General features: G+C 58.6%; 20 protein-coding genes. 19 read left to right on the top strand and 1 reads right to left on the bottom strand.

All coding sequences use genetic code 11. The annotated features are described in order from the left end of the window. Position 1 precedes the first annotated feature (1 nt). From AWB78_RS36080 to AWB78_RS35990, 18 genes are all read left to right on the top strand, one after another. A complete protein-coding gene (locus AWB78_RS36080; protein WP_062611506.1) occupies positions 2-286 on the top strand; it encodes a VirB3 family type IV secretion system protein in 285 nt (94 codons plus the stop codon). Next, positions 273-2,795, top strand: coding sequence for a VirB4 family type IV secretion/conjugal transfer ATPase (locus tag AWB78_RS36075; protein ID WP_062611505.1), 2,523 nt, complete (start codon positions 273-275; stop codon positions 2,793-2,795). Before AWB78_RS36080 ends, AWB78_RS36075 begins: the two co-directional genes overlap by 14 nt. Positions 2,796-2,841: 46 nt before the next feature. Then, positions 2,842-3,510 (top strand): TrbJ/VirB5 family protein, encoded by a 669-nt coding sequence (locus tag AWB78_RS36070; protein ID WP_063959070.1) that lies wholly within the window; start codon positions 2,842-2,844, stop codon positions 3,508-3,510. Positions 3,511-3,651: 141 nt separating this feature from the next. Then, on the top strand, positions 3,652-4,719 hold the full coding sequence (locus AWB78_RS36065) for a type IV secretion system protein (RefSeq protein ID WP_062611504.1): 1,068 nt from the start codon (positions 3,652-3,654) through the stop codon (positions 4,717-4,719). Then, positions 4,713-5,396, top strand: coding sequence for a VirB8 family type IV secretion system protein (locus AWB78_RS36060; protein ID WP_062611503.1), 684 nt, complete (start codon positions 4,713-4,715; stop codon positions 5,394-5,396). The genes AWB78_RS36065 and AWB78_RS36060 overlap by 7 nt, the downstream gene beginning before the upstream one ends. Positions 5,397-5,431: 35 nt before the next feature. Continuing rightward, positions 5,432-6,208 (top strand): TrbG/VirB9 family P-type conjugative transfer protein, encoded by a 777-nt coding sequence (locus AWB78_RS36055; RefSeq protein ID WP_062611502.1) that lies wholly within the window; start codon positions 5,432-5,434, stop codon positions 6,206-6,208. Beyond that, a complete protein-coding gene (locus tag AWB78_RS36050) occupies positions 6,192-7,484 on the top strand; it encodes a TraB/TrbI/VirB10 family type IV secretion system protein (RefSeq protein WP_062611501.1) in 1,293 nt (430 codons plus the stop codon). The genes AWB78_RS36055 and AWB78_RS36050 overlap by 17 nt, the downstream gene beginning before the upstream one ends. Before the next feature lie 88 nt (positions 7,485-7,572). Further along, entirely contained in the window at positions 7,573-8,583 is a 1,011-nt protein-coding gene (virB11, locus tag AWB78_RS36045) for a P-type DNA transfer ATPase VirB11 (protein ID WP_062611500.1), read from the top strand. Beyond that, entirely contained in the window at positions 8,570-9,361 is a 792-nt protein-coding gene (locus AWB78_RS36040) for a lytic transglycosylase domain-containing protein (protein ID WP_062611499.1), read from the top strand. Before virB11 ends, AWB78_RS36040 begins: the two co-directional genes overlap by 14 nt. Then, positions 9,351-9,752 (top strand): hypothetical protein, encoded by a 402-nt coding sequence (locus tag AWB78_RS36035; RefSeq protein WP_062611498.1) that lies wholly within the window; start codon positions 9,351-9,353, stop codon positions 9,750-9,752. Before AWB78_RS36040 ends, AWB78_RS36035 begins: the two co-directional genes overlap by 11 nt. A gap of 109 nt (positions 9,753-9,861) precedes the next feature. Then, the gene (locus tag AWB78_RS36030; protein WP_062611497.1) at positions 9,862-10,308 is read left to right on the top strand and encodes a winged helix-turn-helix domain-containing protein; all 447 of its coding nucleotides are present in this window, start codon (positions 9,862-9,864) and stop codon (positions 10,306-10,308) included. Then, positions 10,305-10,907, top strand: a complete 603-nt coding sequence (locus AWB78_RS48745) for a hypothetical protein (protein WP_074173617.1) — start codon at positions 10,305-10,307, stop codon at positions 10,905-10,907. The genes AWB78_RS36030 and AWB78_RS48745 overlap by 4 nt, the downstream gene beginning before the upstream one ends. A 700-nt stretch (positions 10,908-11,607) precedes the next feature. Then, the gene (locus AWB78_RS36015; protein WP_062611494.1) at positions 11,608-13,077 is read left to right on the top strand and encodes a hypothetical protein; all 1,470 of its coding nucleotides are present in this window, start codon (positions 11,608-11,610) and stop codon (positions 13,075-13,077) included. Between the two features lie 2 nt (positions 13,078-13,079). Continuing rightward, positions 13,080-14,702, top strand: a complete 1,623-nt coding sequence (locus AWB78_RS36010; protein ID WP_062611493.1) for a type IV secretion system DNA-binding domain-containing protein — start codon at positions 13,080-13,082, stop codon at positions 14,700-14,702. 24 nt (positions 14,703-14,726) lie between these two features. Then, positions 14,727-16,028 (top strand): DUF1173 domain-containing protein, encoded by a 1,302-nt coding sequence (locus AWB78_RS36005; protein ID WP_074173614.1) that lies wholly within the window; start codon positions 14,727-14,729, stop codon positions 16,026-16,028. 493 nt (positions 16,029-16,521) lie between these two features. Then, complete coding sequence (locus AWB78_RS36000) at positions 16,522-17,262, top strand: hypothetical protein (RefSeq protein WP_157697736.1); 741 nt, start codon at positions 16,522-16,524, stop codon at positions 17,260-17,262. A gap of 742 nt (positions 17,263-18,004) precedes the next feature. Next, positions 18,005-18,463, top strand: a complete 459-nt coding sequence (locus tag AWB78_RS35995; RefSeq protein WP_157697735.1) for a Fis family transcriptional regulator — start codon at positions 18,005-18,007, stop codon at positions 18,461-18,463. 622 nt (positions 18,464-19,085) lie between these two features. Then, on the top strand, positions 19,086-20,309 hold the full coding sequence (locus tag AWB78_RS35990; protein ID WP_062611490.1) for a PIN-like domain-containing protein: 1,224 nt from the start codon (positions 19,086-19,088) through the stop codon (positions 20,307-20,309). A 97-nt stretch (positions 20,310-20,406) separates the two neighbouring features. Here AWB78_RS35990 and AWB78_RS35985 read toward each other — a convergent pair whose 3' ends face one another. Next, entirely contained in the window at positions 20,407-20,631 is a 225-nt protein-coding gene (locus AWB78_RS35985; RefSeq protein ID WP_232478011.1) for a hypothetical protein, read from the bottom strand. Between the two features lie 115 nt (positions 20,632-20,746). Here AWB78_RS35985 and AWB78_RS47020 point away from each other — a divergent pair, with 115 nt between their 5' ends. Continuing rightward, the gene (locus AWB78_RS47020) at positions 20,747-21,097 is read left to right on the top strand and encodes a hypothetical protein (protein ID WP_157697734.1); all 351 of its coding nucleotides are present in this window, start codon (positions 20,747-20,749) and stop codon (positions 21,095-21,097) included. Positions 21,098-21,141: the final 44 nt, after the last annotated feature.

The following is a 21,141-nucleotide window of genomic DNA, read 5'->3' as shown; positions in this document are numbered from 1 at the left end:
CATGAAACAGGTCCATGAGATACCCAAAGGCATGGTTCAGCCGTGGATGATATGGGGCTGCCTTGCCGAACTGTTCCTGGCTTCGTTCACGTTGCCGGCGGTGACGTTCATGTTCCTCAAATGGTGGCCCGTGGTGTTGGCGGTCCCCCTTCTGATCATTGCGTCTTATCTGTTGACGGCCAAGGATATGTTCCGGCTGGCGGTCTTGTATCAGAGCTCAGGCAAGCCATCAAAGCCACGCAGCATCAGGAAGTGGGGAGGCGCAAAAACCTATGTCCCTCGCTAATTTCCTCAATAGGCATTTCGACGCATCGCCGTTCGTACACGAGTCGGAGTCGGACAAGGACGATGCCGATGATCTGGGTGCTTCGGTGGAGCTGCCATTCGGTGAGAACGCCTACTACAACAATCACACATTGCGCACGAAGGACAATGCGCTGGTGCAGATCATCCGGATGCAGGGCCTCTATTCTGAGATGCTCGACGATCACGGCGTGGATGCGTACAAGTTCCAGCGCAAAACGGCGCTGGAGGCCATTGCCGATAGCAATATCGGCATCTACGCCTATGACATTCGCCTGGTGTCAGACCGTTGGCCGGGCGGCACCTATCGCAACTGGTTTGCGCGGTTGGTGAACGACAAGCTGGAGGGTCGTCACAAAAAGCACCCGCTCTATCAACACGAAATCTACCTCGCCGTCGTGCGCTATCGGCATTACAGCGGCGTCGTCGGCCGGATGGAGCGGGTGTTCAACCTGTTTTCGCCAGACGGCGCCAACAGCAAGCTCGAATCCGAGACTCGGCAGGCCCGTGATCTGGAAGACAAGGTCAATTCCTTGATGAAGTCGCTCGCGCACTATGCGCCGCGCCGTCTCGGGCGGGTCAAAGAAGACATCGGTGAGTGTTGCGAGCTTGCGCGCTTCCTACGCTATCTCGTCACGCTTGAGGATGGGCCGGTGCTCGCCGATCCGTTCAATCTCGCTCAGGCAATGGCCACCGCCTATTTGCATTTTGGTCGTAACGAGCAGCTTGGCAAGCAGATACTCGAAGTCGACGCACTGAATCACCGTCGCATCGGCCAGGTGCTTGCGATGTCCCGGTGGCCGGACGGCGCGATGGCGGGTATGGGAGACCGCTTCCACAAGCTGCCCGCGGAAATGATCATCACGCAAAAGTTCTTCCCGATCGATCGCCTCGACGCGAGCCTCGCCACGTCGACCAGTGAGGCGCGACTGTCGCATGACCGCACGACCGCAGGCATGTCCGCCCAGGTGGCGGAGCTGCGCAAGCGCCAGGCGGCTGATTCAGCCGTACTCGGCACGCATCACCTCAGCGTGCTGGTGCATGTCCCGGTGGTCGGTCGTACCGAAAAAGCCGCCCTCGAAGCATTAAGCAATCTCGAGGAATCGGTCGGTAAGGTAGGCGAATGCTTCAAGAGTTGGGGGGTCAAGCCCGTGGTGGAATCGGGCGGCATGGAGCGCGCTTTTTGGTCACAAATACCCGGTGCGGCCAAGCGGCATAACGGGCGTGTCGGCAAGATCGAAACCGTCGCATTCGCCTGCTTTGCGTCGTTGCACACCTTTCCGCAGGGCCGACGCGAAGGCAATCTGTGGGGCGATTGTCTGATGGTCCTGCCGACAGAAGGTAAGACAGGCTATCACCTCAACTTGCATGAGGAGCGCCCTGGGATGGTGGCGGGGCACTGGAATGCCGCAGCGAAGACGGGGGTCGGCAAGTCGCTCTATGCATCGCTGCTGACGGCGCTTGCCGACAAGGTGGAACCACGCGTGCATTGGTTCGACCGGGAGAACGGCGCGACTGTGTTCATGCAAGCGATGGGCGGCGTCGACATCGTACTGAGTCTGCAACGCTCGTTGGGCAATCCCTGCAAGATGCCCAACAGCGAGCAGAGCCGGGCCATGCTGCGTGAACTGCTCCAGATGATGGCGCAATGCTATGGCCATGCGCTCTCGGTTGACGATATCGAGCGCATCAACCATGCCGTCGAGGACAATTTCGACGACGCAAAAACGCGGTTCGAGGATCGCCGGCTTCGCAATCTCGCTTGGCGCTTCGGGGCGCGTAACTCCGCGCTCTACAAGGCGCTGGCGATTTGGCACAGCGACGGTGCGAACGCTGCAGTGTTCGACAACGAAGAAGACTCGCTCGATGTGTCACAGCACCGTCACTACCGCTACGAGATGCGCGAGCTGATGAAGGACAAGGATGCGCGCCCGGAGCTGCCGATCTTGTTGAACTACCTGACCCACCGGATCGAACAGTCGCTCGACGGCACGCCCGCGATGATCATCTGGGACGAAGGGCAGATGCTGATTCGCGATCCGTTCTGGGCAAAAAAGATCGAGACCTACCGTGAAACGTTCCGTCGCCGCAATTGCGTAACGGGCTTCATCACCCCGGAACCGAGCGCGCTGTATCACCCGGTTGCGGCAGTGAGAAACCAGGCGGTCACCAGTTTTTATTTCGCAAACGATAAGGCACAGCGGCGCGACTACGTGGACAACCTTGATTTTTCGGAAAGCGAGTTCCAGTTCGTGGAGCGCGCCAATCCTAAAGAGTATCGGGTGCTGATCAAGAAGGGAAACGGCGTGAGCGTACGCGCCTCATTCGACATTCAGGACATTCCCGAACTGATTGCGGTGCTGTCATCCAACGACAAATCCGTGGCGCTGATGAACCAGATTCGCGCGGAGCTTGGGACGAACGAGCCCTGCATATGGGTGCCGGTGTACATGGAGCGTGCGCTCGCGCTCGCCACACACAATGTCCATTGAGCGTCGACATTCAGCACCAGCAATAAACAGCAAAGGAGTGGCAGGCATGAGACGCATCAAATCAGTTGTGGTCGCGGCGGCGTTCATTGCCGTTTCAATACCTGCATTCTCGACAGGGGTGCCGGTGTTTAACGCACAGGAAGCCATCCAGCTTGCGCAGCAGCTGCAGACCATGGGCGAGCAGCTCGACCAACTCAAGAAGCAGTATGCGACCGTGGTCGGCTCGTATGGCCGCGGCGCTGAGGGATTGGCCGGGGCGATCAACTCATCAGCGGTTGTCCCGGGCAGCTGGCAGGACGTGGTGGCGCAGCAGAAGAACGGCACGTACGCCAACCTGCAGTCGACCTACGGGCAGGTCATGAACGCGCTTTCGCCGAGTTCTTTCTCGAATTCAAACCAGGGCGCGAATTACAAATTGAATACCGATGCGACGCTCGCCGGCTTGTCGGTCAGCGAGGCGCTTTACAACGAATCACAGACGCACCTGCAGAACTTCCAGACGCTCGCCCAGCAGGTCGATACGACTCAGAACGTCAAGGACGCCGCCGACCTCCAGAACCGCATGACGGCAGAGTTGGGCATGGCTCAAGCGGCGCAGACCAAGCTTCAGGCGCTCACCGCGCGCCTCTCGGCGAGCCAGCTCAACGGAAGCAATCAGGCCGACGCGGCACGCGCGAAATTTTTTGGACAAACCCAGCAGGGAGCTTCCCAATGAAACGACTCATCCAGTGCCTTCTGATCGCCGCGGTGGTGGCGCTCGTGGGATGCGCGCATTCGGGGGCGATTTCGAAGTCGCCCTGCGCGTGTGATTTCCATACGTTGGCGATCGTTGGTTGACGCATTTCGAGACCAGGTCATGGGTGACAACCCGGTTTTTGGATTTATCCAGCTGATTTCCGATGCGGTGACGCAAAGCGCTGCGACGCTCGTGGCAACCCACTATCCGCTGCTGGCGGCGAAGGTCATGCCGATTGCGATCTTGATGGGGATGCTCTGGCTCGCGGCGAAGGTCGTGCGTGTTCACTCGGGCCGGGACCCGGCCGATGTGTGGCCGCTCGTGCGCATGATGCTGACGATGATGTTCATTTTCAGTGGCCTGAATTGGGGCGGCCTCGGCGGCAAGATTTTCACGATGTTCTCCGAACTGCGCGACAACACCGTCTCGATCTTTATGGGCGGAATGACGACTCTGCAATACGTACAGACGGTATGCGGCAAGGTCGGCGTGCTGGCCGATTCGATGATGAGTCAATCCGTGTTGAACATCGGGATTGTTCTCATCGGGGTGGGGCTGACGTTGCTCAATGCGCTGCTGGCGTTGGTGGTGCTGACGCTGAACGTGGCATCGATCATGGGGCTGGGCATTACCGCGGTGCTGGGGCCATTGTTTCTGCCGCTGCTGTTCTGGGACGCCACGCGCGGCTATGGAATGAACTGGTTTTCGGCGATGTTCAAGTTCGCCTTGGTGGGCATTCTGCTGGGCATCACGGTGGTGTTCTCGTTCGGCGCGGTGACCAACCTGATGGGGACGCTGGCGCCCACCACAGCACAAAAGACGGCCGACGCAGTGGGTGCGATCGTCGTCGAGGGATTCCTTTTGCTGTTCGTGGCGCTTGGCGTGAGGCCCCTCGCGTCGGCACTTGCATCGAGTGGTGCCGCAGGCGGTGGTGTGGCCGAAATGGCGGCGGGATTTGCCATTTCTCAAATCCTGCAAAAGCTGACTGGCAGTGGAAAGAGCTCGGGCGGTGGGGGTAACGGGAATGGCGGAAACGCCTCCTCCGATTCGCCCGGTGGTGGAGCACGTGCGCAGCTTCAGGAGCCGCCGTCGGGGGTGGGTCAGCCTGGCGGTAGCGGTGGCGGCGGTGGAAGTGGCGATGCCCACGGGAGCCAATCAGCAATGAATAGCGAGGCACCGAGATGGTAAAGATAAGAGCCCGCAAGCCCAATTTGAGGAGTACAGGGCAGCGCAGCGAGTCGTACGAATCGATCCGCGTATCGCGCAACCGCGCCTGGTTGCTTGCGCTGGCAGCGTGGCCGGTCGCAGGTCTTGCATTGGCGGCCGTCGCGTTCGAGAAGGCGAATGAAGGCTACGTCCCGCCGGTCGTGTTGACGATCGATCAGCACGATCACGTCGCAAAAAGCGAGATCGGCACGCCCGACGTGCTGCTGTCGAGAGACGCCATCATCGAAAGCGAACTCGCCCGCTACATCACCGAACGTTTCACCTTGGATCGCAAGTTCCGTGACGATCACATCGCTTACGTCAGGCTGCACTCCTCGACTGAGGTCGATGACCAGTTCGCTCACGAGATGGATCCGAAGAACAAGGACAACCCGTACTACAGCATTGGGGAGAGCACCGTGCGGCGGGTTAGGGAGGTGCGCATCCGCATTCTCGACCGGGACGAAAAGAAGGCCGAAGCGACGTTCACCACATTCAATGACGGCAGTGGCGAGGCCCACCTGATTTATTGGCATGTGCTGTTTCGCTATGACTTTGTCAAGCAGGCGTTGACGCCTGAGAACCGCTACATCAATGGCAATGGGTTCATGGTGACGGCTTTTGCACCGAACACCGAGCCCGGTGCGCCGACGCCGTGACTGGAGCAGACCGCTCTGCTTAAAGGAAATCAGATATGAAAGTGATGCGTCAAGTGTATCGGGTCGCGGTGATCGCGGCTCTCTTAGCGGGCGCCGCTTGCGTTGTCGAAGCGCAGGCGGCCCAACTTCCACGCGCCATGCCGACGGATCCCCGGATGCGTCAGATGCCGTATGACGCGAATCAGGTCTACGAGGTGACCTCGGTCTACGGCTATACGACCACGATCGAGTTCGCGCCGAGCGAGCGAATCTTGAATACGGCGGTCGGTGACACGATCGCCTGGCAGATTGGCAAGTTCCGCAATCATCTGGTGCTCAAGCCGGTCGAGCCGGATGCACAGACGAACTTGACCGTGACGACGAGTAACCACGTCTATTACTTCAATCTGTCGAGTTCGAAGAAGGCCGCAGATGCGGTATTTGCCATCCGTTTTGTGTATCCGGGCGATGGCAACGTGGGGGAGGACGATGTTGCGGATGGTTCCGCATCGCCCATGTATATGCCGCCGCGCGTGGTAAATCGTAATTATTTGGTCTCAGGCAATGAACGTGCGCTTGGACTGCAGCGGATTTTCGACGACGGGCAGTTCACTTACTTCCTGACATCGGTCGACAGGACAAAGCCTTTCATCTATGTCGTTGATCACGACGGCACAGAGGAACTGGCGAACGTTCGGCGCGAGGGGCCGTATCTCGTGGTGGAACAGATGGCCGATCGCTTCACGCTGCGTGATGGCAATCAGGTGCTGTGCGTAGCCCGCGCGAGCGCAACACGCCGTATGAAGGAGATAAGCGTTGACGCAGCCCATTGATCCGGATGAGGCCGCTGATCGTCGCGACCCTGATACGACGGTCAGTGAAGATTCTGAGCGCAACCGCGGGCTGCAACAGCGCCGCGAAGCGGCTGAGGAACTGAGGCGTACATCATTGGCGGCCGATCCGTCACGTGGTCGACGTCAGTCGGTGTTCTATATCGGCGCGGGTGTCATGCTGGCCGTGTGCGCGTTAGCCATCGTCTTGATGAAGCAAGCGCCCGCGCCCGTTGTGCATGAAGAAAAGCCCAAGATTCACGAGGATGCGCCATCGCCTGGCAAGCTCGCCGATACGCCGGCGCCGCAGCCCATTCCGGTGAGCTCCGTGGCATCGGGCAAGCCGATGCCGACCCTATCCAGCACTCCGGGCGACGCCGCGGCGGATGCTGCTGAGCGGGCGGAGCGGGAGAGCAGGCGCGTTGCCGCCGAAGCGAAACGCCGAAAGGAAGAGGAAATGCGACAGGCCCGCATCCGTTCGGCGATTTTTGCACCCGATGCCGGCGGGCAGGTGGCGGACGTCGCTGGTGAAGAGGGCAGCGCTGGTGGCGGTCTTGCATCGGCAGGTGGTGGGTCGGCGGGCGGGCCGGTTTCAGCTCAGCACGGGCAGGGATTGACCGATGCAAATTCCCTGTTCGCGCGGGCGGTGGCGGACAGCGACGATGCGCCCGCGAAGGCCACAAGGATCACGAACCGTCAGTGCAAGATCGAGCCTGGCTACATCCTCGAAGGCCATCTGATCCCGCGAATCGTGTCGGACCTGCCGGGAGCGATTGCGGTCATGCTGGATCGTGACGCATTCGGGGAAGAAGGGCGCATTCCGCTTCTGCCGTGGGGCACGCGCATTACGGGTCAGCCCAACTCAACCGTGCGCAAAGGGCAGGACCGGACGTTCATCGCAACGGCGACGGCGTATCGCCCGGATGGCGTAAAAATTCGCCTCAACTCACCTGTGGCCGATCAACTGGGCTCCGCCGGGTTGGACGGCGATGTCGACAATCACTTTGGCCAAATCCTGGGGATGAGCGCGGTGCTTTCACTGCTCGGCGCCGGCGCATCCAATGTCGGCGCGTCGACATCGAATGGCGCAAATTCCGCCTCCGTGTATCGCGATAACGTCCAGCAGTCGCTTGCGCAGTCGTCCCAGCAGCTTCTCGGCGGCTATGCCGCTATCCAGCCCACGATCACGAACCCACAGGGTAGCCGCGTGCGCATCCAGGTCGAGCATGAGCTTGACTTTTCAGACTACTGCAAGCCGGCCTCGCAGGAGATCGAATGAACGTCGTGATCGCATATCCGGGAGATTTTCCGTCGCCTCTGCCTGTGGCTTTCGGTATCGCTGCAATCCACGCCGCAGGAGGCCGCTGATGTCGATCCTGCCCGCCTTCCTGAACCGGACCGCAGGCTTGCGCCCGCTGTTCGAGGACGACGATGTCACCGAAATCGCGATCAATGGTCCGCGCGTAGCATGGGTCGGACGGCAGGGCACGCGCTTCATGCAGCGGGTGGATCTACCGGATCTGGAGATGGGGACGCTGCGCGATATCGCCGAGCAGGTCGCACACGTGTCGGATCAGACGATCAACATGGAGCGCCCGCTGCTCGGCGCATCCATCCCGTCAGAACTGACCGGACAGGACGACCGGGATTTTCGCGTGCAGATCATCTTGCCGCCAGCAGTTCCGCCTGAAACTGCATCGATCACCATCCGCAAGCCTTCGACGCTCGATCTGGTGATGGACTATTACATTGAGAGCGGCGCGTTCAACCGGGTCAACGAACCGTTGCCCGATTCGGAGGATATTCACGCCAGGTTGGGGCTGCTGTATCGCGAGAAAAACTGGCCCGAATTCCTGGTGACGGCGGTCCGGGCGAAGCTGAACATCATAATCAGCGCCGCGACGAATACCGGGAAGACGGAATTCATCAAGATGCTGCTCAAGCTGATTCCGCTTGAAGAGCGGATCGTCACGATCGAGAATGCGCGCGAGATACGGCTGCGTCAGCCCAATGCCGTGCATCTGCTGTACTCGCATGGCAACCAGGGCGTCTCAAAGGTCACGCCGGTTGATCTGATGGAGGCTACTTTGCGGATGTCGCCGGACCGGATCATCGCGGGCGAGCTGCGAGGCGCGGAAGCGTACGTCGCGCTTGAAATGCTCAACTCCGGACATGACGGATTCCTGTCAACCATCCACGCGAGAAGCCCCGAGCATATGTGGGGACGTCTGGCGCAGATGGTCATGCGGTTTGGCTCGCCGATGCAACGGGGCGAGATTATTGACTACGCGCGCGGCCTGATTGACGTGGTGGTGCAAATGCACCGCTATGACGACGGTCTGCGTGGCATCAGCCGGATACTTTATGAGCCGCGTTGAATACTGCATCGCATCCCGCATGCGCATGGCGCTTGTCGTCGCGTGGCTCGCGATGCCAGCGATGTCCAAGGCCGCTCCAGCAATCCCGACCTCTGCTTTCGATGCGCTTGCGATGAAGTGCGCGCCTGACGTCCACCATGATCTGCTTGGAAGGGTGGCGACAGTAGAGAGTAGCGGAAACCCATTTGCGATCGGTGTCGTCGGTGGCCACCTCGCGTATCAACCACAGACGCTTGCGCAAGCGCTGGCGACGGTGCGCTCTCTTGATGCAAGTGGCTGGAATTACAGCATGGGGTTGATTCAAGTGAACGTGCATAACATCGCCCGGTTCGGGCAAACGGCGCAACGCATTTTTGATCCGTGCACGAACCTGAAAACCGGTGCGGCAATTCTCCGCGAATGCTACGAGCGTGCACTTGCAAGGAAGCTGACAGGTAATGCCGCGGTCCGCGGTGCCCTGTCGTGCTACTACACGGGCGACCTCGATCGCGGACAGGCGTACGCAATGAAAGTCGCGGCGTCAGCGCCGGTTAACGAGGTTGTGGTGGCACAGGCGGGTGCGCAACCGATAGATGTCGTTCCGGACTTAGCGACACACACGGGTAGCGTTGCTTCTGCGCAGGCAGGATCGACACGTCATACGCGATCGAGCGCACAATCGCCGAAGCTCACCGATAAGCGTGATTGGTTCACGACCTACGACGAAGATCAAGAAGAGGGTTATCACAGACTGTCCAACACACCGGATACCGGCAAAGGAACAGAAAATGAAAACTGAAAAGTACGAACTGCTGGTGGTCATGCTATTCGTCGACGCGTACGCTATTGTCGCGGCCATCTTCGCATGGCACTGCTGGCATCACGAGCGCACGCTGGGCCTGCAGTTCTGGTCGCTGATGTTTCCACTGTCGTTCTACATGACTGGCCGAATGATCGGCGAATGTCGAGCGCTAATCCTACCTCCGCTGCTATGTATCGCGTGGCTGGTTGCAGTCGGCGTGGCTCCACTTTATCTGTCGCTGTCGGCGGTGCGCGCTACCTGGCATTGCGCGCAGGCATGGCGCAGGCGCGCTCCGCGGGCAACGAACGTGCTACCGCGACCGTACGTACCAGTGCAGGGTACCCGTGCGCAGGCTCCAGCTAGACGCTATGACGAGCCGCGATGGTAAGCGTGCAAGGAACCGGGTTCGGAGTCGCGAGGCCGCGCTAAGCGGGACGCGCATCGCGACAAAACCAGCGGCATCGGTTTGGCAAAGGCCATTCCAAAGGAGATATGCTGTGGATAAGCACTACACATTGAACGAAAAATTCGTTCTGAACGACCGGTGGCTATTCGATCCCACGCAAGATCGGCTGGTCGATCTGATGGGGCAGATCGACAGCGTCATGTTGAAGCCGGTTGCCTCACGCCTATTGCGCATACTTGCGCATTCACCGAAGACCTTGCTGCACCGCGAGCACCTGCTTGATGAGGGATGGCGCAGTTTCGGCTTTGAGGTTAGTGAAAACAGCCTTAATCAGGTGATGTGTGCATTGCGCACGGCGTTTCAGGCACTCGATCCCCAAGAGACTTACATCAGGACCGTTCCGCGCATTGGTTACTGCTTCCTGGCGAGCGTGCGACCCATGTCAGACGGTGAGCATGTCGCCCGCGCGCACAACCTTGCCCCAGCAAGCGTGCAGGAACCATCTCGCGTTTCGCAGCGTGGCGAATGGCTCCGATGATCAACCGCAAACAGAAAATTCAGATCGTGTCGGGCGCATTCGCGTTGGCGGCCGCCGCACACTGCCTGCCCGCGTGCGCTGACGATGACAGCTACGGGTGCAAGGTCGTGCTCTGTCTCGCCAATCCGGTATCGAACGGTGGCCCACGCGCACCCGATACATGCGCCTCCGCCATTGATCGCCTGTATAGCGATTTGCGGCACGGTAGAGGATTTCCTCAATGCTCAGGCTCGGAGATGAGCGTCAGGCAGATCGACACGCCCTTTGATCCATGTCCTGCCGGCACAACGGCGGCCGCAACGGGTGCGTTGGTAGTCCAGGGCTCAGTTGAACACGGTCGTCCCGGCTATGGGCAATCGAGCGGCATCAAGCTCACCGGTACAGCGCAGCCATCCGCCCCGCAGAACGACGATGGCAACAGCTATGGTCCGCTCGCTTGCGTCGGGAAACAGGTTGGAACGCATCAGACCGGCAGCTACGCAAGCGGTGATCTGCAAACCATCTCCGTCTACGACCGCATCGTTTGGCAACAACCTCAATCGCCGAGCGCCATCGATGTGTACGAGGGCGGGCAGTTTGAACAACGCATTCACTATTGACCTTCGTGGTCGCCGACTCGGCGCTTCGCAAGCGTATGTCGTATATCCATTTCGACAACGTACAAATTGGAGAAACACTATGGCACGACCAACAAAACCGTCCATCGCACTGACGAACGAAAGTCTGCTCGCAATCATGCAATCTGGACGTACCTACTCGGCCTATGCACTAGCGAGGAAGTTTGGACTCACGACGCAGGAAGTTCGACCGACCCTGGACGCACTCGTCAAAAGTAGGGAGCTTATACAGTGCCGCGCGAGCAATAACTCGGTGAACTTTAAGCTTCCTGCGCAGGATGATAGGACAACGGGGGGCTTGAGCCAAGATGCCAACGGCAGTAGGCCGGCAACAGGCATCTTTGCTGGCGTTATGAAGGGTTACGACGCTGAGTTTGACCGGCGTGCTTCGCTGTGCATGCTGGCGCGCCGCACATAGCGCGCAGCAATTTCATCTGCTGGCCCGCGTTTCGGCTATTTCCGTGTGCTCGTGTACATGACGTGTGCGTACCGCGTCACGTGATACCGAATGTCGTCGTCACGTTGTTTCACCCGGTAGTTGGAGCAGTTCGCCGTTGAACGGCATTGGGGATCGCAGATGCAGCAGGAAAGCGCCGGACAAAAAAGGAGATATTCAGGCAGAAGAACATAAATCGAGACCACTCCCTCGCATAAGTATTCAAATCAACTGCCGGAGATAGACATGTTTGAAGAGACCCTATTGCGCTTCGCTGATAAAGACCGTCAGCGTGAATTGGCCGAACGTGAACAGGCGCTCACGGCCCGTCAAGCGAGTCTGCACGCGCGACAGCAAAATCTCGCATTTCGTCAGAGTTTGATTGCGCAACATCCGCAGGCTGTCCTTGATGCGATCCAAACGGATGACGCTCAGCGCGCGAGTAACAAGGCTCACGACGAACAGGCGCGCGTGCTGAAGGCGCGTTTTGGCCTGACGGAGCACGAGCTGGTTGACACACCGGCCATGCGCCTCGCGCTTGAAACGGCATTGGCCGAGAAAGAGGTTGAGCAGACGCAGCGTGGTGAGCGGATTGCCGATCGGGCATCACTGCTCGCGGGTCTCAATAAGCTCGCGTTGATCGACTCGCGGAAGGTCGCGGAGATCTTGCAGGCGACAAAGCAGATCAATCCGCCGCGCGAGTGGTCACGCGCCGAGACGGCGCAGATGTTCGCGAATGCGATGTCGTGGAAGACGCCGAGCGGTGCAACCAAGACCTATCCGAAGACGCTGGACGGCTGGGCAACGTCGCTACAGGAGCGAACGCGTGCGCTCGAGCTGGCTGAGATAAAGCTCGATGCACAAGAGCAGGCACTGCGTGCACAGGTGCGCCGGGCGATTGAGGAGGCGCAGAAGACTGTGGCGCACCCTATCGTGGAGCAAGCCGCAAAGAACGGCGCAGAGCAGGCGGTAGAGACGACGGCAACCAGGACGTTGGTAGGAAATGAGAAGGAAAGCGTCCGTATTGATACGTCCGCAGAGACGTTGAAGGATCCGGCTAGGTACGCCGCCACGGTAGAGGCGATTGCGAAGACCTCGGGGAAGAGTACTGAGGAGGCTCGAGCCACACTCGAATCACTGCTTGAAATCAGAGAAGCCGGCGCACGACGGGCATCATCGCCGTCGACTCCGGACAAGGCCGCGATTGATGCTACGCGCGACGCGTTCTTCGCGCGCGAAAGCGCAGCGCGTACGGCGCCGGTTGAACAGGTCAAAGCAAAATCGTCGGCAACACGCTCACAGGTCCGTGACACGGGGGAGGCGAGGCAGCCCCAGCCCCCATCGTCCGGGATTCTTGAAAACGGTCTTCAGAAAGCTGCGGCATCGCAGCCCTCCGACGCGGTGACAGGTTTCAAAAAATTGGGACGAAACAAAACGAAGGATGCTGTCGACCGCAGCACTCACGTCGCAGGCAAACCGGTGGAGCCTGTCAGGCAGCAACAGGCCGTACGTACCGGCAACGGCCAAGGCAAGGCTGAAGCACGCAAGAAATTTTCCGAACTGAACGCGCACGAAAAAATTGAACGGCGCGCCGAGTTCCTCGGAGATTTGCGCGAAGCAGCGGGGTTCACGCGCGACGGTAAGCAGGCAGTCTCTGAAAAGGCAAAAGAGGCCGTCAGGCCGGGAAAGCAACGTGAAGGGCACGGAATCGGCTGATCATGCAAAAACACGATGTCGTGCTGATGCAGTGGGCGAGCGCCTTGCTTGCGCTCGCGCTTGGTCTCACCGTGTCCTTCGCCCTTGCTGGCTATTCGCCATTCCCGTTTCCTGCGGGCGTCATTCATGGCCTGAGTGCGGCCGTCCGTTCTCCCTTGCTTCTATGGGGTGTGATACCAGGCGCGGCGCTCGCTGTGGGGGCTGCGTGGGCTTGCCGCGAATACCTCTTCAATGGCTTCGAGGGCTACCGGTACGCCAGATTTATCCGTGGCACGAAGATGGAGAACCGGTATCAGCTAAGCCGGCGCATCGCACGGCATAACAACCGGTACCGCAGACAGGCCGTGAAAAACGGCGATGCGCCGCGTGCGCCTGTCGCGGTGTGCGGGATCGAAATGCCGACGGATCTTGAAACGCAGAACTTGATCATCGTTGGCGCACCTGGGACCGGTAAAAGTCAGGCCATCAACGGACTTGTGGCGTCAGCCCTGCGCCGCGATGACCGCATGGTGGTCGTCGATCCCAACGGCGCGCTCCTGTCGAGGTTCTACCTGCCGGGCGACATCGTGATCAACCCGTACGATGTCCGGTGTGTCGGCTGGTCGCTATTCAACGAAGTTGACAGCAGCTTTGACTTCGAGCGTCTCGCCCATTCGGCGATCCCGCCGCAGAACGGCGAGCAGGCCGAGGAGTGGGCCGGTTACGCCCGCGCGCTGCTTGCCGACACCATGAATCGGCTCGACGCCGACGACATGCGGGACATGACAACGCTCACAGATCTGCTGGTTCGCGAGCAACGTCTCGTGCTGCAAAAGTATCTTGAGAATACCGACTCGGTGGGCTTCTTCGCGAAAGACGCCGAGCGCGCGACGGCCAGCATTATTTTTACGCTCAACAAATACATTCGTCCGCTGCGCCGCATACCCGATGGCGACTTCTCGATCCGGCGCTGGATGAGCGATGAGCACGCGGGAAATATCTGGATTACATGGCGCGAGGATCAGCGTACGGCGCTTGGCCCCACCATCCCGATCTGGCTCGATCTGATCTACGCAATGATCCTCAGTGAAGCGCCGACCTTCGACCGGCGGCTATGGGTCTACAAGGACGAGCTCGCCTCGCTCGGTCGCCTTTACAGTTTTGAGGCCGCCGTGTCAAAAGGCCGCAAACACGGCCTGTGCGTGGTGGGTGGCGTTCAGGATCTGGTGCAATTGGACATGCAACTTGGCGAGTTGCCGGCGAAAGCGGCGCTATCGTGCTTCCGCAGTTTGCTCGCCATGGGCGGTGCCAATGCACTGACTACCAAGCGCGTGGCCGAGATGATCGGCATGCACGAAGTGGAGCGGCATCCGACCGGCGTGCAGGGACGATGGCGCATCAACACCCGCGAGCGCCGGCGCGATCCGGAACTGGTCGTGATGCCATCGCAGCTATCGAATCTTCCCGACCTGCAGGGTTACCTCAAATACGGCAAGGATTGGCCGCTCGCAAAAATCAGGTTTCGCGCGCACGACTATCCCGTACGGGTACCGGCCTATATCGAGGCGCCATTGCGTGAGCTCTTTGCCAGTCCGGCGGTGTCGAACGACATGTCAGCGTCGGTGATTTCTTCACCTCAGTCATAGTGTTTGGGAACAGGAATCTTCACCATGTACGGGTTTCGTTTCGAGGATGTGATCGTTGACGACGATGCCGCCGCCGACGATCTGCAGGCGCATCTGGCTGATGCCCATGGCGGTAAGGCACGTCCGCTGTGCATGTGTACGCCCGCCGGTGTGCCGATGTATGTCGCCAAGGTCGGCGAACACTATGTGATCAAGCGCATGCCGAACACGGGGGGCACGCATGCACCGGACTGTGCGTCGTACGAACCGCCAGCGGAACTCTCAGGGCTGGGCGAGGTGAAAGGTGAGGCGATACAGGAGAATATCGAGGACGGCGTCACGACGCTGAGGCTTGATTTCAGCCTGTCAAAGACCGGTGCTCGTATCGCACCCGCGCCCTCCGGGGAAGCGGCCGATACCGTGCGAACCGATGGCGCGAAGCTTACGCTGCGCGGCACCCTGCATTACCTGTGGGAGGAGGCAGGACTGAATCGATGGTATCCAGCAATGGCGGGCACGCGCAGCTGGTACGTCGTGCGCAAATTCCTTTTGCAGGCAGCGGCAGGCAAGGTGTCCAAGGGCGAGCCGCTCGGCCGCTCGCTCTATGTGCCCGAGTCATACTCGCAGGACAATGCCGCGGGCATCACGCAGCGTCGCATCGCGCACATGGCGGCGCTTGCTGCGAGCGGAAAGACGCGCAAACTGATGATCGCGATCGGTGAAGTGAAGGAGATTGCTGAGTCGCGTTACGGCTTCAAGATCGTCGCGAAGCACCTGCCTGACTTTCCGTTCATGCTCAGCGAGGAATTGCATCTGCGGCTTCAGAAGCGATTCGAAAACGAATTGGCGCTATGGGACAGCATCGAAGACTCACACTTAACCTTCATCTCGACGTTTGGCGTCGGACCAACCGGTATCGCGTCAATTGAAACGCTCGCCGTCATGGTCGTCTCGGTCAACTGGATCCCGTTCGAGCACGCATACGACAAGCTGATGCTCGATGCGCTCACCGTGCAGAAGCGGCGTTTCGTCAAAGGCCTGCGCTATAACCTCGCCGAGAACAAGCCGCTTGCGTGCGCCGTGCTTGCCGATGTATTGCCGAAGCCGGTTGCGCTGTATGTGCAACCGCCCGGCATCGAGCAAGAGGACGAAGATGCGCTGTCGAAACTGATCGGGGAGAGCGACATTCCGTCATGGATCTGGCGTGCAGGTGAGGCGATGCCGGAGCTGCCTCTGCCTAGCCATGATTCTGCCAGCCCTGGATCGTCCCTTCATCGGAGAGTGCCGCCGCGCTTGTCTGCACCGATGTTGCTCGCGCAGAAGGAAGGACCGGAGTCGGCATGGTAACGGGAGCCGCTCACCGACGTCCAAACGGCGGCCATCTATGCGGCGGGAACTTGCGCGGGAGGAGTGCGGTGTTGGGCAAGAACACCGGAGCACAAAATCGGATAGCTGAAAAGAAAAAACCCTCGCTTGCCGGCGAGGGTCGTTCCTGAAGAACTCGGGCACCAGTAAGAGACCAGAAAGACGCCAGAATTCGTCGAGCCAATAGACGAGTTGATTTTAGCAAGTCTCTTTCTGGTGTCAAGCACCACCCTTGCACGCACGACCGGCGTGCTGACCACGACAAGAGAAAATAACGATGAATCGTATCAACCACACGCAAGCTGAAGTTTTCGTTTTACGCAATCCCGCCCGCGCTCACTGACCGCACTGACACGACCACTGAGACGACACCGCGCGCATCGACATGTCGCGTTCATCGCACGCACGTCGCATCGGGGCACTCCCTGAGGGACTACCGAAACCACCCCGAACCGGGGCGGGCGGACACCCACGCGTGCTGACCGAACTCATGCAACGCCTCGGGCGCTACCTTGACGCGCCCGATGAATGGTTGCCGAGTCTGAACTGCGTGAATGGCTCGACACGCCAACAACGTACCGAACGTAGCGTCGCATGTGTGCAGCTGCTGCGTGCGAGCCTCAAATACCTCGATTTGCTCACCATGCGCGTGGGCATCCCGGTCGCCAGCGGCGGCATGCAAAACCTGACCATGCCATTTCTGGCCAAACAGGCCGGCCTAGACCAACGCCGCGCAGAGCGGGCAATGCATGACCTTCAGGCAGCCGGGCTGATAGCTGTGCGCTCACGTTGCCAACGCGAGGAAGACGGCGGCTATAAGGGACTTGCCGCCATTCGTTCTTTGCCGGAGGCGCTCTTCGGCGCATTCGGTCTTGCCAAATGGCTGCGACAGGAACGCAGTAAGGCGAGCTTGCGGCGGCAGCTTCGAGCCGCTGCCGAGGCCAAACAGCATCGCCGCGGTATGCGCGACGTGCACGATGTGCACGAGGCGCGCGAACGTGCACGTGGCCAGCTCTGGCTTCGCAGCCTGAAAAGCAGGATGGCAGCGCCCACGCACCGCGCGCGCGCGCAACCCGACGGCGTGAACGCCGCAGCTCAGGCCGAATTCGAGCGCCAGGTCCAGATCCGTGCTGGCCAGATCAAGCAGGCCGACACATCCCTTGCCCATGAGGCCTGCTTCAGGCTCGCCAGACAGCAGCTCGCACCACCGGGCTAATTCAGTTCGACCTTCAGACACTGTTCGCTCATCGCGAGGCATGCGCACGTCCGCAGCACGCGATTGGGCGGTTCGTACGTTGCCGGCTGCCGTCCTTCAGCCCGATTTCCCCTCGCTAACACCACGAACCCACTGAGTGACATACGTCGCGCAGACGGTTATCCACAGGCGCTGCAATCCAGCATTCAATAAGTGTCGGCACTGCCGTGCCTTATGTGTCGGTCCTTAATCACAGTTCTTTTCACTACCGTCCGGACAGAGGTGCCGATGCTCCGAAACTGTCAATCTTCGTCGCCGATACAGTCGTCAGCTTCCCTGTGCTACGCACGCTGGTTCTATCCAGGTCACTCTGTTCGCAGGCGTATGCAGCAAAAAAAAGGACATCCACCGTAGATGGAATCACCATGCGAACGTAAAATCTAAAGCGTAAGGATCTAAGTTCCTATCGCAGTCGCCGACGCGTCGTTCGTTCCGAAGTGCGGGCCAAGGAGCCGGTGCGGTATTGCCGACAGGAAATCCACAGGTTGCTTTGCAAGCGTTTGATGGCCTACTGGAAGCGTGGATCATTACGCTTGAGCCGGTCTTGCGGCCAATGATAGAAACGACAAAGGCTATGGAGGTCCACGCGAACATGGCCAGCTCAAAGTGATGTGCGCCAGCTATGTTCATGGCGGCACATATAATCGAAATCAAACTCAGTTCCTACTGAGGATAACTTAGCGCATAACAGGAAAAGCAATACATGACTCGCATTGAAGCGCGAAACGACGCGCGACCCTCCGGGCTCGTGAAACGGTCCCGAAATAACAAGGCACTTTTTCTGCCAATGAAGCGAGCAGCAGCCGACGAACTCGTTCTTCCTGTCCGAATCTCTTTTGAGCGAATACGCCAGGGTAAGGCTGACCGCGACGCGACTGTATGCATGGCGGAGATCTTGTTGTTGACTGGTTTTCTGACCGAAAGTGGCTTTGGACGACTCGATTCGATCTTTCTGAGCGACGTGGAAAAACGCCTGTTGACCGAGCTAAATCGAGATAGCTCAGGTGAATGGCAACTGGCTGCCAGATTGGTCGATGACCTTGGCATCGTGGTCAACGAATATGATCGGCTGGTGCGAGAGGCTCGGCTTCAGGCCATCGTTGAAGCGAATGAGAGTTTTTCGCGGCTGAAACCGACGCAACGGACAACGCTTGGTACATGATGAAAAGTGTCTCACTGGTAAAAGATCGTAAAGGGCGGCAAGTCAGGTTGACGATAACGCGGCGTAGCTCACTGGATCGAGCATCGAATTTCGCACCGCTCGCGGAAAACTCGCCTCAATCATTCCACGGCAAAGATCCCAAGTTCGAGTGCAACTGGCGATAAGCCGTAGGTATGAGAAGTCGACACAATATGGATGAAATTCGCTAGGTTCGAGAATGGCGCTCATTTTTCGTTATTCGTAACTAAAAATAAGCGCTTCAATCCGAAGACTCTGCATCGTGTTCAGACCGAAAGATTAGAAGGCAATCCGTTACCTGCATCAGGTGTAACGAAAAAACAAGGGGACCCTCGAAAACCAGACATCCCTTTAAACAAGTTCACTTCGCGGGACGGCTCATGCTAGTGATGGAAATAAAACTGGAACTCATGGAAAGATCGCCGAGCGGTTTTTTTCTCCGAGCGGTATCAGCGTAACGCGCCGGCTACGGGCACACAGAAGCCGGCGTGGATGCCTTCGAAAGCAAGTGCGGTATGGTTAGAAAAATTTAGCGTACTATTTCTCCCGTCGCCGAATCCACGCCATAAGCGTCGTTAGTGTCTGAAGCAGAGGGGCAAATAGGATGAAACAGATATTTTTTGGGCACTATCGGCCCGAGCAGCAGTTAGTTGATCAGATGTGGGCGGAAGGCACCTTTGTCTTCGATGCCAACGCACTGCTTAACGTGTATCGCTACACGGACACAACGCGGGATGATTTTATGCGAACCTTGGAGGCTTTGCGCGAGCGTGTGTGGATTCCGTATCAGGTTGGCCTTGAGTTTTTCCGAAACCGACCTACCGTCATCAGCGCTGCCGCCTCAGGTTATGCGAAACTGCGTGATGAATTGGAAAAGTGCCGAGACGATTTAAGGAAGGCTCTCAACGCGTTTCGACGACATCCTGGAATTGACGTCGAGCAAATCTCTCAAACGCTGGACGTTACTTTCACTCAACTAAAGTCAGATTTGGAAGGGCGCGAAAACCGTCATCCGGACTGGATGACAGGTGAAGATCCTCTGCTGTCGCGGCTGACCACTGTATTCCACGAAAGAGTCGGTGAAAAGCCCGATGCCGTTGAAAGGAAAAAGCTCCTCGATCAGGCGAAGAGTCGTTTTGACACGTCGCAACCTCCGGGGCTATGTGATAGAGACAAAGGATGGGTTAGTCAGTACGGTGACGCAGTTTTGTGGCTGGAAATATTGCAAAAGGCCTCAGTAGCGAAGTCTCCGATTATTTTCGTCACGGACGATGTGAAGGAGGATTGGTGGCAAAGAGCGAGTGGTAAAACAATCGGACCTCTACCCGAATTGAGACAGGAACTTTGGGATGTCGCGAACGTGCCTTTGCACATGTACAACTGCGATCAGTTCCTGAAGTACGCGTCGAAGTTCCTGCATCGAGCGTTGCCAGAGTCGTCAATCGCAGAAGCAGAGGAGGTTCGAAACGAATTGCAGCGCAGGTCTCATGAGGATTCGCATATGCCTTCAGGAGAAATAATGGAGGCACTGTATGACCTCATTGAACTGGCACCTCCGCGTGCAACACGCCCAGGGCTCGTTTCAGATTATCGAGGCCCTACGGTGGCTGCTCAAATTTCAAATCTTGTTGCCGAACGGTCTCGACTAGCACATATGTTCGTGAGCCTCCCGTCCGCTGAGCGTCGTTCGGACAAGGGACGCGCGATTCGCGAAGCGCTCGACTTCGTAGACCGCGAGATCCTCGATAAGGGGGGGCGAGCGGCCGGAACCTTCGTTGATGAGTTTTTAGACATTGAAAGGAATAATGGTCCGAGAAAGGCTGACTGATCACAGTTCGCACGCGTGTGCGCAGTGACCACCTGATAAGCGAGCGGCCGCAGGTGGTCTCCGATCACCTGCCTCATGCACCCGCCCGTTCAGCTCATCACGCTTGGTCAGAACAGTTGGTTTTCGAGCGACGCGAGATCCGCTTCACCGCCGTACCGCGCTCCTGTCCGTCTGGATGAATCGAGCGGATCATCACGCGATATCCGCGCGCCTCGCCCATCACCTCGACGACGCGTTTCTGGTAATGCACCAAGGAGCCGCGCACCGGCTTGCGCTTCAGTTTCTGACGACGGCTTGAGGGCATCTCTACTAGTTCGGTCATGCGATGATGGGCCTGTCGTTCCCGGCAGGGGCAGCGGTTGTACCATCCTCTGACCTTGATTTTTCGTTATTAGTAACGAAAAATAAGCATCATCGATTCGACGGCTCCGTACACCGTGACCAAGCCACAAAATAAGAAAACTATTCCGTTACCTATGTCAAAAGTAACGGAAAAACGCGGGCGTGGACGCCCCCGCAAACCCGACGCGATGACGAATGCGCAGCGTCAAGCGGCGTTTCGAGCGAGACAGAAGGCCATCACCGTTTCCGTTACCGTAACGGAAAATAAACGTTCGACATCCAAGAGTCGCGACGAACTGAGTCGCGAGAACGAGCGCTTACGCGCAGATCTGGCGGATCTGCAAGCAAAGCTTCGAATTGCCGAGCGCGAGCGTAGCGAAGCACGCAGCGCGCTGCGCCGCCCCACTGACAAACGTAAGCCGTCCATCTTTGACGTCTGGCGGTGATCGACTGGAGCGAGGAGCATAGGTGTCCACCAATTTCGAGGTGG

It is taken from the genome of Caballeronia calidae (assembly GCF_900044055.2).
GTDB lineage: Bacteria > Pseudomonadota > Gammaproteobacteria > Burkholderiales > Burkholderiaceae > Caballeronia > Caballeronia calidae.
Note: the sequence above shows the minus strand (reverse complement) of the source record. Positions and strands in the feature narration are given on the sequence as shown.